Source organism: Thalassotalea sp. Y01 (assembly GCF_012932945.1).
Taxonomy (GTDB): Bacteria; Pseudomonadota; Gammaproteobacteria; order Enterobacterales; family Alteromonadaceae; genus Thalassotalea_A.
Genome location: NZ_JABBXG010000009.1, coordinates 59,237 through 73,853, shown reverse-complemented (window position 1 = coordinate 73,853; position 14,617 = coordinate 59,237). Strand labels below are relative to the sequence as shown.

Here is a 14,617-nt window from a genome sequence, read left to right as displayed (position 1 = left end):
AGTTCAAAGTATAGTTGAGTTTTTATCGCTTAATTTACAAACTGATACGCTGTTAAGGGCAGGGTTGTGCAATTGTTATGCGATTGTTGCAGGCTTAGACAATGGTAATGATAAAAAGGCATAGCCCGAATCACCATTAATCTTGCCACGTATTCACCCTTGCTGTCGCCTGTTAAAAAAAAGTATTTGAAACAATTGAATTTCTGTATACTTAGTCGCATATAGAGTTTACCGACTATAATTGCAAAACAAAGGCTCAGGGCACAGATTGACTGTCAGTCTTCCTTGGTCGTTTTTGTTAGCAACGCTTGCAGGAGCAATTTTGGCTTTAACTATTGCAGATCTTACCTTGGCATTGAGCAAGGAAAACCCAGAGTCTCTGACCTCAATTAAACGTGGAGTTGAACGGGAAACCTTACGCATTCAAGCCAATGGTAAATTATCTACCCAAGGCCATAATGCGGCACTTGGCTCCGCACTAACCCATGATTACATCACAACCGATTATTCTGAAAGTTTGTTGGAGTTTATTACGCCGGCAACAGAATCAATTGACACCACACTGGCACAATTACAAGATATCCAAAAATACACCTTAGAAAATATTGATGGTGATTGGTTTTGGCCGATGAGTATGCCGTGTGTGGTTGAAGATGAAGAGCAAATTCAATTGGCACAATATGGTTCATCCAATATTGGTCGAATGAAAACAGTCTATCGTCAAGGTTTAAAAAATCGTTATGGTTCAATGATGCAGGTAATTGCCGGCATTCACTTTAACTTTTCTTTTCCGCAGCAATTTTTTGCTAGCTTGCAAACGATCAGCAATGATCAGCAACCATTGCAAGAGTTTATTTCCGAACGTTACTTTGCCTTGATACGTAACTACAAACGTTACGGCTGGTTAATTCCATACTTGTTTGGTAGTTCACCAGCGTTATGCCCGACATTTTTACAGGGCAGAGAGCATCAAATTCCATTTAAGAAAGCGCCAAAAGGGTGTTTGTATCTTGAATACGCAACATCGTTGCGGATGAGTGATTTGGGTTATACCAATTCGTCGCAATCTACATTGCAGATATGCAATAACTCATTGCAAAGCTATGTCGAGTCGGTAGAAAAAGCGATTTCTTTATCATCACCCGAATTCGCCAAAATAGGTGTGAAGGTTGACGGTCAATACCAGCAACTTAACAGTAATATTTTGCAAATCGAAAACGAACTGTACGCGCCAATCAGACCAAAGCGAGTGGCTAAGTCGGGGCAGAAACCGTCACAAGCACTCAAAGATGGTGGTGTTGAATACGTTGAAGTTCGCGCGATGGATGTTAATCCTTTTGTGAGTACCGGCATCAGTAAGCAGCAGATGCAATTTTTGGATTTGTTTTTAACTTATTGTTTGTTGCAAGATAGCCCGCAAACCAGTGCGCAAGAAATGCAGGTATTCACTGACAATACCGACAAAGTGATTCTTGAAGGGCGTAGACCGGGATTGTTGTTGAACGATAAGGGAACAGATAAGACCATTGAGCAATGGGGCAACGAAATATTTGCGGAAATGCAGCATATTGCTGACTTGTTTGATCAAGCGCATCAAAACAATGATTACCAAACGGCTTTGGCGATAGAGCTAGCGAAAATAAACGATGCAAGCAAAACACCTTCGGCGCAAATCTTAGATGATTTGGTCAATGGCGAACGCGGTATTGTTGGTTGGTCTTTAATTAAAGCCAGCGCCTTTATGCAGCAAACTCAAGCACAGCCATATCAGGTTTTCAGTGAGCAGTGCTTTAAAGACATGGCACAGACCTCGTTGCAACAACAACAGCAAATAGAACAATCCGACACCCTCAATTTCGATGACTTTTTAGCGGATTACTTTAGTAAATAAAATAATCGCGTTTTTGGAACTTTCAGTTAAGTTGAGACTCATAAGGAAGGTAAGACATTTAAATTCCTTATGAATGACACACGATTTTAAGCGCATCTTGGATGCGCTTTTTTTTTCAGTTAAGGTAATGGTAGGTGTTATTCATATTTGAATAAAAATACTGCCGCCAGATAGTTATAAGCGGTTAATCTGATGAGTATTGCTGTTTATGATGACTTTTGTTAGCGGTTTTTTGCTGGGCCTTTCTTTGATTCTTGCCATCGGTGCGCAAAATGCGTTTGTTCTTAAACAAGGCATTAAAAAGCATCATGTATTTTTAGTGTGTGCTATTTGCGCGGTGTCTGACGCCTTCTTAATTGTCCTTGGCGTTGGCGGTTTTGGCATCATCGTTGAAAAGTACCCTCAACTAGAAGTTTGGGCTCGTTACGGTGGAGCGGCCTTTGTGTTTGTTTATGGCATCTTAAGCTTTTATTCCGCATTCACCAAAAATCACGCGTTACAAGCAGCAGGCAGTGACATTAGCTCAGCCTTTAAAACCGCCAGTATTTGTCTTGCCTTTACTTGGTTAAACCCACACGTTTATCTTGATACCTTGGTGTTGCTCGGCTCTATATCCAGCCAATACCCAGGTGAAGAGTTCACCTTCGGCTTTGGCGCTGTATTGGCATCTTTTGTGTTCTTTTTCAGTCTTGGCTATGGCGCTCGATTTTTAGCGCCTATATTTGCTCGAGCCAAAGCTTGGAAGGTTTTAGAGTTTGTTGTTGGTCTGATTATGATGGCCAGCGCCGCATCATTAATTTTTTCCAGTTGATGCTTTGCTGCTTGCTCGGTTTATCGTTTGGTGATTACCTAGCGGCTGCCATGGCAAGTTTTGCCCAGCATTTGAAGATTCGTTGAAAAATATTGTTATTTTTACTGTATAAAATTCAGTGGATTAACTTAGCTTTACGCTAAAGAAATCGATTTGTTAAAAAATATTAGAATTTTTTTGAACCTTTTGACTATTGGCGCGTCCTACTTAATGAAAGCAATTTTTCCCTGGACTGCTTTTAACTCTATAAGCGCGTATTAGTGGTAACGCGCTTTTTTTTGCCCAAAATTCAGTGGCGCTGCTTATTTGACCACAATTATCTGTCGTATCCCTTATTAGTTTTGCCAAATCAGCTCTGCCAAATCGAATATTAAATTGGCTTTAAACGTCTGGCTTTGTATTGTCAGGCAACAAATTACAGGCAAAAAAAGAGCACCTAAATGAGGTGCTCAAAAATAAATAATCCAAGGAGAAATAAAAACTTCATAAGTTAAGAGCATGATTACGTAAAAAAGTTCAAAACTGATTAAAAAAATTTTAAAAATCTGGCACACTGATTCTAACAACACACATTAAAACTCTGTTATGAAAATAAAAACAAGTATTACAGCGTTGGTTTTGACCACCTCTTTGGCGGGATGCATGGCGCCACCACCTGAAAATCCGGAAAATATCTGTGATATTTTCCGTGAGCATCATTCTTGGTATGAAGGTGCTAAGGATATGCAGGAACGCTGGGGCGTGCCTATACATGTGCCAATGAGTATGATGTATCAAGAGAGCTCGTTCCGCGGCGACGCTTTACCGCCGCGCGATTATCTGTTTGGTTTTATTCCTTGGGGGCGTGTGAGCAGTGCTTATGGCTTTGCTCAGGCGAAAACCCTGACTTGGGATGACTATACCCGTGAGACGGACAATAGCGGCGCAGATCGTGATGATTTTGATGATGCCATCGATTTTATGGGCTGGTTTATATATAAGACGCAAAAGGTCAATGGCGTGTCGAAATGGGACCCATACAATCAGTACCTAAATTACCATGAAGGTTGGGGCGGTTATAAACGCAAGACTTACACTAAAAAAGCTTGGTTAGCAAAAGTCGCACGTAAAGTCGAAAGCCGAGCCAAAATCTATGGCAGTCAATTAAAAACCTGCGAGGAAGAGCTAGACAGCAGCTGGCTATGGCGAACTTTGTTTTATTAACTCGCTCTTGAATGTCGATGATGGCATCGCAATAACATTCGCTCTATACAAAAAAGCCCGCTTAGCGGGCTTTTTTTATTCAGTTCTTGATTTTCGATAGTGTTCGGGCATGATGCGAACGGTTTTCACCATATTCTCTGTGACATCAATAATTTCCATTGGATACCCAGCGATACGCATACTTATGTTCGGCTCTGGAATATCTTCTAGGTACTCCAAAATCAAGCCATTCATTGTTTTTGGTCCATCAATAGGCATATGCCAAGACATCTCTTTATTAATGTCGCGCACGTTAGCACTACCATCAACTAAATAACTGCCATCCGGTTGCTTATGAACTTCCTCGCTCGGCGTTGGTTCCATCGTCGTGGTAAAATCACCGACAATCTCTTCGAGAATATCTTCTAAGGTTACCAGCCCTTGAATATCACCATACTCATCAACCACTAAACCTAATCGTTCTTTGGCGTGTTGGAATTTCAAAAGCTGTACATTAAGTTGTGTACCTTCTGGAATGAAGTACATTTCACGCACCGCTCTTAGCAACGTCGCTTTGGTGAACTGGCTTTTAGATAGCATTTTCACTGCGTCACGCATATGCACATAACCAACAACATCATCAATGCTGTCACGATACAAAATAACGCGGGTATGGTTGGCTTGTGTTAATTGTTTCTGGATGACTTTCCAGTCATCATTGATGTCGATACCTTGGATTTCACTGCGAGGTATCATGATGTCTTCAACGGTGACTTTTTCTAGATCGAGAATACTGACCAACATGTCCTGATCTTTTTCAGGCAGCAGTGCGGTTGATTCATTTACCACCGTGCGCAGCTCCTCACTGCTCAGGCTATGTTCTTGTCTATCTTCAGGACTGATGCGTAATAAGGTTAACAAGCCATTGGTTATCCAGTTCACGGCAATGACAAACGGCAACAAGATCTTCAATAATACGCTTAATATAATCGAGCTCGGAAACGCGATGCGCTCAGGATGCAATGCCGCTAATGTTTTTGGCGTAACTTCAGCGAAAATCAAAATGATAAGGGTTAACACTAAGCCGGCGTAAAAGATACCGGCATCACCATAGAAACGCGAAAATATAACACCCGCGACCAGTGAGGCAAATACATTGACAAGGTTGTTACCGATAAGGATCAAGCCGATAAGACGATCAGGGCGATCGAGCAATTTACTGACTCGACGAGCACCTTTATGGCCATTGTTTTCCATGTGTCGTAATCGATAACGATTAAGTGACATCATGCCTGTTTCAGAACCAGAAAAATAAGCGGAAATGAAAATTAGAATACCAAGTATGCTGAGCAGCGTACTGGTTGATATGTCGTCCAAAAAGGGGATCCTTTATTACTTAATTCACAGTTTGTATATATACAGCATTTCTTAAGATAAAAGAACTTCTTTTACAAATCTACTGCCAAAGTACGACAAAGTAAGCACTGTGGTTGCAATAATCGACAATATCATCACCCGATGACCGCGCCAGCCAAGACGGAAGTGGCCCCAAAGGATCACCGAATAGATCACCAAGGCAATCACAGATAATACCGTTTTATGAACGTTTTCGGTGGCAAAAAAGTTGTCAATAAACATCATACCAATCAATTGCGATAGCGCCAAACACACGGTGCCGGTAAACATGATGGCAAACAATTGACCTTCAACTTGCATCAATGGCGGTAAGTGATTAACTGCGGCTATGTTTTTCGACTTCAATTTAAAGTTGATGTAGTTCACCTGGAATGAATACAAAGTCGCAATAACCAATATGCCATAGGATAGCAAAGCAAAGGTGATATGGGTGACTAAAACGATGGTGCTGGTATCAATAACTAAGTGTCGGTTTTCAGGTAGAAAAAACAAAATAGCCAGTAAAACCGCTGAAAAACCATAAACCACAGGTAATATTAAATTGGTTTTATAGCGCAATGAGATGGCCGTTACCGCACCAGAAATGCTCACCGCCACCAAGGACACAACATTTATTAGACTGAAGTCGAGTTGTTGCTGAAAATAAAAATTATTCGACAATAACACACAATGACAAAGTACCGCGAAGGTGCCTAGGCTTAGGTAAAGTTTGGGATTTGGCCCCTGAGCATCAAATAGCTTCAGTGATATTGACAGTGCGGCGCCTAAATAAAAGGTAACGGCCAACAGTGTCAGGATGTTTACCAAGTCCAATACTTTACTCCTTTATTGCTCGGTTTTTATTTTGATTTACCAATACTAACAAAAATTTAGCGGCTGTCGCTAGCGCTATTTCAGTATCAACGAGCGCAATGGCTTAATCGCCGCACAGACTAAAATTGCCGAACATAAATAGGCAAACCAACCAGGCAACATTTGGTGAGAGTGGCTCATCTGGTCAATGATGTTTATTTGATATGCCGCTAATAAATAATCCAGTAAAAACCCAAACGCGACCGCCGACAGAATCAGCCCAGCTAAGTAGCGTATCAATACCCCTGTACCCATTTCTGTTTTAATCACACCTAAGGTAGAAATATTGGTTGCCGGCCCTGCCATCATGAAGACTAAAGCGGTGCCAGGCGAGATGCCTGCGAAGATAAAACCTGCGGCGATAGGGGTGGAAGCCGTAGCGCAAATATACATAGGCACGGATATCACTATCATCAACATCATGGCTGGCAGGCCACTGCCATATTGGGTTAAAAATTCGGTCGGTACAAAGGTGCGAATTAATGCCGCAAACAACAGACCCAATGCCAACCACTTGATTAAGTCGTCGATTAACTGGGTAAACGAATACCTTACCCCGGTAGTTAGCTTAGCAAAGAATTGCTCGCTGGCGCTTTGTTGCTTGCTGGCACAACAACTGGGTTTTTGCACTTGCTTAGTGCAACATGACTCATGTTGTTGGGCAGCACTTACGTACGCAGATTTATCAGTGCTCACCAGCATGCCGGTGATGATCGCTGAGCTTATTGCGGCAATAGGACGATAAATCGCCATAATAGGGCCAAGCAAGGCATAAGACACGCTTACCGAGTCGACGCCGGTTTCTGGCGTAGCCACTAAAAATGATGAGGTTGCCGGCGATGAGGCACCAGAGCGTTTCAATTGTGTTGCCACGGGAATGACGCCACAGGAGCATAACGGTAACGGCGCGCCAATAAACGCCGCTTTTACCACGGCGAAACGACCTTCGCCGAGATGTTTGCTGAGTATCTTGGTTGGCACGAACGACTTCATCAACCCGGCAATAATCAAACCAAGCAATAGCCAAGGGCTCGCTTCGTTGATTAGATCGAGTAAGTTGTTGAAAAATATCACCAGCGTATCCATATCAGTACTACCTGCAACGGTAACGAAAAACTTTTTCGGTATCAGATTGCTATTGTAACCTAGTTATTGCAACGACCCAATAATTACCCAGGGGTTTTGCATATGGTTACAAAAAACAGGCGTTTTATCGTCATATTAGGCAAATTATGCTTTTACTGTACTCCGGTCGGGGTATAATGTTGCCAGATTCCGATTTCATCAGGTCTGCAATGTCAGACTTAGCAATGAGCAAGAAAGAAATTTATGTTTGAGAATTTATCTGACCGTTTATCGAAAACGTTGAAGAATATCAGTGGCCGTGGTCGCCTTACTGAAGACAACATCAAGGAAACGTTGCGTGAAGTGCGCATGGCGTTACTTGAAGCTGATGTGGCACTTCCGGTTATTCGTGAGTTTGTTGCCAAAGTTAAAGAGCGCGCAGTTGGCCAAGAAGTCAGTAAAAGTTTAACCCCAGGCCAAGTATTCGTAAAAATCGTTCGTACTGAACTTGAATCGGCTATGGGCCAAGCCAATGAACAGCTTGATTTAAAAGCGACACCACCAGCGGTCATCTTGATGGCGGGCTTGCAAGGTGCCGGTAAAACCACCTCTGTTGCCAAACTCGGTAAGTTCTTAAAAGAGCGTGAAAAGAAAAAAGTTTTAGTGGTCAGTGCTGACGTTTATCGTCCAGCAGCGATCAAGCAGTTGGAAACCCTTGCCAATGAAATTGACGTAGAGTTTTTCCCAAGTGACATTAGTCAAAAGCCGAAAGCCATTGCCGATGCGGCGATAGCGCACGCTAAAAAACAATTTATCGACGTTGTTATTGTCGATACCGCAGGTCGCCTGCATGTCGACGGCGAAATGATGGATGAAATTAAGGAATTGCATGCCAGCATTACGCCGGTAGAAACCTTATTCGTTGTTGATGCCATGACAGGTCAAGATGCTGCCAATACGGCGAAAGCGTTTGACGATGCATTGCCTTTAACCGGTGTTATTCTTACCAAAACTGATGGTGATGCACGTGGCGGTGCGGCGTTATCTATTCGTCACATTACCGGTAAACCGATTAAGTTTTTAGGTGTTGGTGAGAAAACCGACGCATTAGAACCATTCCACCCTGACCGCGTTGCTGGTCGTATTCTTGGTATGGGTGATGTTTTGTCACTTATCGAAGAAGTCGAGCATAAAGTTGATAAACAAAAAGCGGAAAAGTTAGCGAAAAAGGTCAAATCTGGTAAAGGTTTTGACTTAGAAGACTTTCGTGAGCAGCTGGTGCAAATGAAAAGCATGGGCGGCATGATGGGGCTAATGGATAAATTGCCGGGCATGGGCAATATGTCAGAACAGGTAAAAGGCCAGTTAGATGATAAACTCACGGTTCGTATGGAAGCCATCATCAATTCGATGACACCCGCTGAACGAGCCCGACCTGATATCATCAAAGGTTCACGTAAGCGTCGAATCGCTGCGGGTTCTGGAACGCAAATTCAAGACGTAAACAAGTTGCTTAAGCAGTTTACGCAAATGCAGAAGATGATGAAAAAAATGTCTGGTAAGGGCGGTATGCAGAAAATGATGCGCTCAATGAAAGGCATGATGCCACCAGGTGGCGCAGGTGGTATGGGCGGAATGTTCCGCCGATAATGAAAAAATGACGAAAAAGCCGGATTTATCTGGCTTTTTTATTGTGCTCAACCCGCCCCTTGGTTAATATCGTTTTAGTACACTTGTATATATAACCTAGCTCTAAGTTAGCATGCAGTGAAAATTGTTTTACGTTTTAGCGAACAATAATAAAGGGAAATCGTTCGTGCAGTTCATCAAGTCTTTATTCTGTTTACGTGGTCATGACAATGCTGACAGGTTTTTAACCTTGTCGTTATCGTCAATGTTTGGCTGTTTTTTTATCAATGCGCTGTTATTGGGTTCAGCGGTTGCTAAAATCGTATTCATTGTTGTGGCATCCGCCATATTTTTCACTTCTGCCATTCGTCGTTGTCGCGATAGCGGTATTCGTTCTTATAATGGCATTGCTATTTCCTTGGTGATGATACTCACCTTAGCGATTATTAGCTTTGTTGAAAGCAAGCTAAGCTTTTTAAGCTTGATTCTGCCACTTGTATTGGCCTTGTATTTATTTGCCCGACCTTCAGAGCAGCCTCGTATCTACATTACCGGATATCAAGGTCCTGTGGATTTAACTGAGTTAACTCAAATCGAGCAAAATGAACGTCCGCAAATGAGTCGTCGTGTTGAGCCTAGCTTGTTTGGTGAATCAGTAGAGCAAGAAGATAATCCGGCACCACAAGTTGCCGTGAGAACCTCTTTACAGGCAAAGTTAGCCAAAAATGACTTTGCTGATTTATTGCAACGTTGGATGTTAAACAATCAAGGTGCGACCAAAGCGATTGTTGGCGTATGTGCACTATTGGCGATTGGTTCGGTTGGTATTCCTGCGCTTATGTCGACATCCGCAGAGCAAACGGTTGCCATGGGAGAGCCGATTGCCGCCAAACAAACAGTGGTTGCTCGCAGCGTTGAGCGATTGCATGAGTTACCTATGCCTGATGATTATTACCTGTTTTTAGATGATAACTATGGTTTGATTATCCATTGGAAAGCCGACCGCACGACAGATGGTGAAATTTGGTCTCAGCTTACCGCCCAAGGTGACGATAGCTGTGAAGTCATCGAGTTTAATAAAGGTGATAAAATCCGAACCATAAACGTTACCGTTGAAAACAGTGGTGATTACTATGCTAACTTCTCGCCATTAGACAGTGCAAAAGTTGTTAGCTTGTTAGCTCGTCGCGGCAATTTTGGTTTATGTGGTTATAACTTTTCATTGAAAGGTTCGCAAAAAGCACTTAACTCGCATGCTGAGTATATTGATTGGGCTAATTAAGCCTATTTATAGCGTCAAAAAAAGCCGTTATGTGATATTGCATAACGGCTTTTTTATAATAAAGATCAGCAAATTAATCTCGTTAGACTAATATTAATAAGCACCAGTAACCCCTGCAAAGGTGCATCATGAGTGACCCAACCAAGCCAGGCGATAAACGCACAACATTAAAGTTAATCGCATCGGTAGCCAGTTTGTCGGTACTGGCTAAAGCCAAAGCATCACCGTTTGAACATTCCACGCCATCACAAACCATGGGGCCATTTTTTCCTGTCGCTCGTCCTCTTGATAGTGATATGGACCTGACTCAAGTTAAAGGTAAAGATGGTGTCGCCAAAGGACAAGTGATTGAACTAAGTGGCCAAGTGATTAACAGTGAAGGTAAACCCGTAGCTAATGCGGTGATTAAAGTTTGGCAAGCCAATGTCAATGGACGCTATGATCATAAGGGCGATATAAATCCTGCGCCACTGGATCCAAACTTTCAGGGCTATGGCGAGCAAATCACCGATGAACAGGGGCGCTATCGTTTTAAAACCATTAAACCGGGGGCTTACCCTATAAACCCTGTGAACCCTGATAATGTGCGTCCACCTCATATTCATTTTGATGTGGCAGGCAAGGTCGATCGCTTAGTGACACAAATGTATTTCCCGGATGAGCCGGGTAATAAAGACGACATTATCTTTAAACGTTTAGGTGATGGGCAAAAGCTTGTAGTCGCGTCGCCGGCAAAAAATAGCCCTGACATGGCGAAAGACAGTATTCATTTAAATTGGAATATTGTCTTACCGCATGGTTAATGAGTTAAATTAGGCAGATAAAAAAGGCGGTAATTACCGCCTTTTCAGTGGATAAGGTTTTAACGGTTTGGTTATTACAATCGCACCATACGTTTTAACGATCGAAACTTTTCTTTGGTTAAGATTTTATTACCCAATGCCGTTAACATCGAGCCGGTTACCACCAGACAAGCACCGATATACGCCAAGCTGTTTAATTCTTGTGCAGAGAACAGGTGTGGCCATATAGATTCAGCGATAGTCGCAAACAACACGGTCAATAATGGCGTAATAGCCAATACCGCACTTACTTTGCTGGCAGGCCAATACTCCATTGCTTTGGCAAACGTGCCATAAGCCACTAAGGTATTAGCACAGCAAAACAGCAACAATAATAAAGCCACAATATTTAAACTACCGATATCCGCCGGTGCTGACAGTGGCAAAAAGAATAGGCTAGAGAAAAGGTAGATAAACCACATGATTTGGTTTGAGCTAAAGTGGTTAAGCATCTTCTTTTGTAATATGGCATAAATAGCCCAGGTCGATGAGGCGCCAAGCATAATAATAAAGCCAGTAACAAAGTCATCATTAGCAATATCCCCAGCTTGACTGAATTGCTGGTTAAAGAACAATAATAAGCCACTGATCAAGACAACCGAACCTACCATCTGTCCGCGGGTAAAACTTTCCTTTAAAAACACAACTGAACCAATCAGCATCATAAACGGTGCCATTTGAATTAACATCTGCGCGGTTTCAGCAGGCACAAAGTACAGTGATGACAAATACAGTATGTAGTTTAACGACAAAAATATGGCGGCAAAAAATAAACGTTTAAACAAACCTTTGTTTTTGAAAATGGCCGTTGGGATATTTTTATTGTTGTACAATACTAAAGAAACAAAGACTGCAGCAAACAAAAAGCGGTACATAGTAATGGTATAAGAGTCCATTAATTGCAAAACGCTGATTAAGGCTAATGGCAGTAAGCCCCACATGACTGCGGTAACCAAAGCTAACAGCAAACCTGTCATGTTATTACTAGATGGTGCTGACATCGATGTAGTGTCCTGTTAAAAAGGGGATCTGCTAATATATAGGCTTAATTATGTGTAAACCTGTAAACGGAGCGCGATTTTAGCGCAGAAATTGTGGTTTAGCCCGAATTTTTTGGAATAATTTAGTCGATTTTTTCTATTAAGGTTGCATTTTCCCTGTAAAAGCGTAAAATCTGCGAGCTTTTCCAACCCTGTGGGTTAGGAAAGTGTCTGGAAAATTCGTTTTATAACTTACATATAGAGGACGGTATGGTAACCATTCGTTTAGCTCGTGGTGGCGCTAAGAAGCGTCCATTTTATCAAGTAGTTGTCGCTGACAGCCGCAACTCTCGCGATGGTCGTTTCATCGAGAAAGTTGGCTTTTTCAACCCAACTGCACAAGGCAACGCTGAGAAGCTTCGTTTAGACCTAGATCGTATCAACCATTGGGTTGGTCAAGGCGCTAACGTTTCTGATCGTGTAGCTAAGCTAGTTAAAGACGCGCAAGCTTAATTAACTGGTCATTGTTGAGAGAGATTTAGATAAAGATGGAAAACAACGTAATCCTTGGAAAAATTGGTGCCGTTTACGGTATTAAAGGTTGGTTGAAGATTCATTCTTATACTGAAAATCCTGAAGCAATATTTGAATACAGCCCTTGGGTGTTAAATCTCAATGGCAAACAACTAAACGTCGAAATCAGTGAATGGCGCCGTCATAATAACGGTTTAATCGTCAAATTTGCTGATATTAGTGATCGCAATGATGCCCAGTTACGCACTGGTGCGGAAATTACGGTAACAGGTGACGTTTTGCCAGAACTTCCGCAAGGCGAGTTCTACTGGCGTGATTTGATCGGTATGGATGTGGTTAATGAGTCGGGTTATAACCTTGGCAAAGTAACAGACATCATGGAAACTGGTTCTAATGATGTATTAGTTGTTAAAGCTAATCGCACTGATGCGTTTGGCAAAAAGGAACGTTTGATTCCTTACTTAGAAGACCAAGTGATTAAAGATATTTCACTTGAGTCTAAACAGATTAACGTGGACTGGGACCCAGGTTTCTAACTCAATGAGTGAAAGTAAATTACGGATAGAGGTGATAAGCCTGTTTCCAGAAATGTTTACTGCAATCACTGAGTCTGGGGTGACTGGTAGGGCGATTCGTAAAGGCCTGATTGATTTTAATTGTATCAATCCTAGGGACTTTACCCATGATCGACATCGTACTGTGGATGACCGACCTTATGGCGGTGGCCCGGGGATGCTGATGATGGTTCAACCTTTACGTGATGCGATTCATGCGGCCAAATCGGCAGCAGGTGATGATGCTCATGTGATTTACCTATCACCGCAGGGACGAAAGCTTGACCAGGCGGGTGTACGTGAACTGTCTCAACATCAAAAGCTGGTATTAATTGCTGGCCGTTATGAAGGGATAGATGAACGATTGATCGAGTCAGAAGTTGACGAAGAATGGTCAATCGGCGATTTTGTGTTAACCGGTGGTGAATTGCCAGCGATGACCTTAATCGACGCAGTAGCACGATTTGTGCCCGGTGTATTAGGACACAATCAATCAGCTGAACAGGATTCATTTTCTGATGGCTTACTTGATTGCCCACATTACACCAGGCCAGAGGTATTAGATGATAAGTCTGTACCAAAAGTGTTGCTAAGCGGTAATCACCAACACATACGTCAATGGCGCATGCAGCAGTCATTACAGAGAACTTGGACTCGACGTCCTGAACTTTTAGAAAACCTAGCTCTGACTGAGGAGCAGGAGTCAATGTTAAAAGCCATTAAGGCCAAACATAACTCTTGATCGGTTCGGTGTAATCTAGGAAAAAAAGGTAATATTATGAGTAATATCATCAATGCTCTTGAACAAGAGCAAATGAAAAAAGACGTACCAGCGTTCGGCCCTGGTGACACTTTAGTAGTTAAAGTAAAAGTTAAGGAAGGCGACAAAGAACGTCTTCAGGCTTTTGAAGGTGTTGTAATCGCTAAGAAAAACCGCGGTTTGCATTCTTCTTTCACTGTTCGCAAAATTTCAAACGGTGAAGGTGTAGAACGTGTATTCCAGACACACAGCCCGTTAGTAGCGGAAATCGACGTTAAGCGTCGCGGTGATGTACGTCAAGCTAAACTTTACTACCTACGTGAACTTTCTGGTAAGAAAGCGCGTATCAAGGAAAAGTTGGCTAAGTAATTTATTACTTACTCATAAAAAAGGCTGCCCACGGGCAGCCTTTTTTGTTTCTGTAGTTATTTGCCAGTTATATGCGCGCACAAGGCTAAAGAAATAGCGCGGCAATGACGGTACGAATGTTCGGAACTTGAATAGATTGCAATTCGCTTATTAAAGCCTTTGAGTATAAATGTTTACCACAAACACAATAACTAAACTCTACCGTATTTTACTATCTTACCTTGCTTTACGGTAAACACCATCGGCGCTGTATTAGGTAATGTGTAATACATTCTTTCGACTAATTCTTCAGAATCGCCTGAAATTTTTTCAGAACTTTTTGGCGCTCCACATCGTTCAAGTAACATAAATTTATCATCTGAAACTCGTACAAATTTAGATCCGCATTGCACCGCTTTTATTGTCGCCGCTTGTACACTAAACAAAAAAGTTGCTGATAATAATAACCTT

The 14,617-nt window shown here is 42.2% G+C and carries 15 protein-coding genes; 10 read left to right on the top strand and 5 right to left on the bottom strand.

Annotated elements, in window-relative coordinates:
- Window positions 1-322 precede the first annotated feature (322 nt).
- The 3 genes from gshA (at window position 323) to HII16_RS13310 (ending at window position 3,905) form a co-directional block, all read left to right on the top strand.
- Window positions 323-1,891 carry a glutamate--cysteine ligase gene (gene gshA, locus HII16_RS13320; RefSeq protein ID WP_169130824.1) on the top strand — a complete coding sequence of 523 codons (1,569 nt, stop codon included), beginning with the start codon at window positions 323-325 and terminating at the stop codon, window positions 1,889-1,891.
- A 208-nt stretch (window positions 1,892-2,099) separates the two neighbouring features.
- Window positions 2,100-2,702, top strand: coding sequence for a LysE/ArgO family amino acid transporter (locus tag HII16_RS13315; RefSeq protein ID WP_169130822.1), 603 nt, complete (start codon window positions 2,100-2,102; stop codon window positions 2,700-2,702).
- Window positions 2,703-3,287: 585 nt separating this feature from the next.
- Window positions 3,288-3,905, top strand: coding sequence for a hypothetical protein (locus HII16_RS13310; protein WP_169130820.1), 618 nt, complete (start codon window positions 3,288-3,290; stop codon window positions 3,903-3,905).
- A 75-nt stretch (window positions 3,906-3,980) separates the two neighbouring features.
- Here HII16_RS13310 and HII16_RS13305 read toward each other — a convergent pair whose 3' ends face one another.
- The 3 genes from HII16_RS13305 to HII16_RS13295 all read right to left on the bottom strand — a co-directional run bounded on the left by HII16_RS13305 (window position 3,981) and on the right by HII16_RS13295 (window position 7,238).
- The gene (locus tag HII16_RS13305; RefSeq protein ID WP_135439490.1) at window positions 3,981-5,261 is read right to left on the bottom strand and encodes an HlyC/CorC family transporter; all 1,281 of its coding nucleotides are present in this window, start codon (window positions 5,259-5,261) and stop codon (window positions 3,981-3,983) included.
- Between the two features lie 51 nt (window positions 5,262-5,312).
- Window positions 5,313-6,113: a cytochrome c biogenesis protein CcsA gene (ccsA, locus tag HII16_RS13300; protein ID WP_169130818.1), complete on the bottom strand. Its 801-nt coding sequence runs from the start codon at window positions 6,111-6,113 to the stop codon at window positions 5,313-5,315.
- A 75-nt stretch (window positions 6,114-6,188) separates the two neighbouring features.
- A complete protein-coding gene (locus tag HII16_RS13295; protein ID WP_169130816.1) occupies window positions 6,189-7,238 on the bottom strand; it encodes an SO_0444 family Cu/Zn efflux transporter in 1,050 nt (349 codons plus the stop codon).
- 243 nt (window positions 7,239-7,481) lie between these two features.
- Between HII16_RS13295 and ffh the strand changes: the two genes are divergently transcribed.
- The 3 genes from ffh to HII16_RS13280 all read left to right on the top strand — a co-directional run bounded on the left by ffh (window position 7,482) and on the right by HII16_RS13280 (window position 10,931).
- A complete protein-coding gene (gene ffh / locus HII16_RS13290; RefSeq protein WP_135439493.1) occupies window positions 7,482-8,867 on the top strand; it encodes a signal recognition particle protein in 1,386 nt (461 codons plus the stop codon).
- A gap of 166 nt (window positions 8,868-9,033) precedes the next feature.
- Window positions 9,034-10,128 (top strand): hypothetical protein, encoded by a 1,095-nt coding sequence (locus HII16_RS13285; RefSeq protein WP_169130814.1) that lies wholly within the window; start codon window positions 9,034-9,036, stop codon window positions 10,126-10,128.
- Between the two features lie 128 nt (window positions 10,129-10,256).
- Window positions 10,257-10,931, top strand: a complete 675-nt coding sequence (locus HII16_RS13280; RefSeq protein ID WP_169130813.1) for a protocatechuate 3,4-dioxygenase — start codon at window positions 10,257-10,259, stop codon at window positions 10,929-10,931.
- A 74-nt stretch (window positions 10,932-11,005) separates the two neighbouring features.
- On the opposite strand, the gene HII16_RS13275 is transcribed toward HII16_RS13280, so the two are convergent.
- On the bottom strand, window positions 11,006-11,971 hold the full coding sequence (locus tag HII16_RS13275) for a DMT family transporter (protein WP_169130811.1): 966 nt from the start codon (window positions 11,969-11,971) through the stop codon (window positions 11,006-11,008).
- Between the two features lie 249 nt (window positions 11,972-12,220).
- On the opposite strand from HII16_RS13275, the gene rpsP reads away from it, so the two are divergent.
- The 4 genes from rpsP to rplS are packed head-to-tail and all read left to right on the top strand — an operon-like array spanning window position 12,221 to window position 14,167.
- Window positions 12,221-12,463, top strand: coding sequence for a 30S ribosomal protein S16 (gene rpsP, locus HII16_RS13270; protein ID WP_135439497.1), 243 nt, complete (start codon window positions 12,221-12,223; stop codon window positions 12,461-12,463).
- Window positions 12,464-12,498: 35 nt separating this feature from the next.
- Window positions 12,499-13,020: a ribosome maturation factor RimM gene (gene rimM / locus HII16_RS13265; protein ID WP_135439498.1), complete on the top strand. Its 522-nt coding sequence runs from the start codon at window positions 12,499-12,501 to the stop codon at window positions 13,018-13,020.
- Window positions 13,021-13,024: 4 nt separating this feature from the next.
- On the top strand, window positions 13,025-13,780 hold the full coding sequence (trmD, locus tag HII16_RS13260) for a tRNA (guanosine(37)-N1)-methyltransferase TrmD (RefSeq protein WP_169130809.1): 756 nt from the start codon (window positions 13,025-13,027) through the stop codon (window positions 13,778-13,780).
- Between the two features lie 36 nt (window positions 13,781-13,816).
- Entirely contained in the window at window positions 13,817-14,167 is a 351-nt protein-coding gene (gene rplS, locus HII16_RS13255; RefSeq protein ID WP_135439500.1) for a 50S ribosomal protein L19, read from the top strand.
- A gap of 191 nt (window positions 14,168-14,358) precedes the next feature.
- On the opposite strand, the gene HII16_RS13250 is transcribed toward rplS, so the two are convergent.
- The gene (locus HII16_RS13250) at window positions 14,359-14,592 is read right to left on the bottom strand and encodes a DUF2845 domain-containing protein (protein WP_169130807.1); all 234 of its coding nucleotides are present in this window, start codon (window positions 14,590-14,592) and stop codon (window positions 14,359-14,361) included.
- Window positions 14,593-14,617: the final 25 nt, after the last annotated feature.